We start from the raw sequence: 560 nt of genomic DNA, 5'->3' as shown, positions 1-560 counted from the left end.
GTCGCCCACGCCCCGATAGTCACCGGAGCAACACACACCGCACGCGCCCCAATCGAGGCACCATCCTCGATCGTGACGCCGACCGGCGTCCAGTCGTGCGCGCTCTTCAGCGTCCCATCCGGTGAGATGGAGCGTGGGTAAGTGTCATTCGTGAGAACCACCGCGGGACCGATGAAGACGCCTCTCCCGAGCGACGCCGGCTCATACACCAGCGCATAGTTCTGGACTTTGCTGTTCTCCCCCATCGAGACGCCGGTACCGATGTACGCCCCGCGTCCGACAATGCAGTTGGCCCCCAGTTTTGCGTTTTCCCGGACCTGCGCGAGGTGCCACACTTTGGTGCCCTCACCCAGTTCCGCCTGATCCGAAACGTCGGCACTGTCAGCGATGTATGTCATACGACTACCTTTCGTTGCGTCTCAGGCCTTGCCAATGACCCGGTAAGTTACCCCGGTCCACTTATCCGCGCTGCTCACGCGGCGGCCGTCGATGAAGGTCTTTACACCGGGCAGATCCGACGGCGTCAGGTTCGCGTACTCCGCGTGGTTCGCCTGCACGAC

At 62.7% G+C, this 560-nt stretch carries 1 protein-coding gene; it reads right to left on the bottom strand.

What is annotated here, in order from left to right:
* Positions 1–398, bottom strand: a 398-nt coding sequence (locus ABFX19_RS16055; protein ID WP_346028931.1) for a DapH/DapD/GlmU-related protein, incomplete at its 3' end; no start/stop codon positions are given.
* Between the last annotated feature and the right edge of the window lie 162 nt (positions 399–560).

The organism is Arthrobacter parietis, assembly GCF_039530425.1.
GTDB classification, from domain to species: Bacteria; Actinomycetota; Actinomycetes; order Actinomycetales; family Micrococcaceae; genus Arthrobacter_D; species Arthrobacter_D parietis.
The sequence above is the reverse complement of the archived record's forward strand: the minus strand, read 5'-3'. Positions and strand labels throughout refer to the sequence as shown.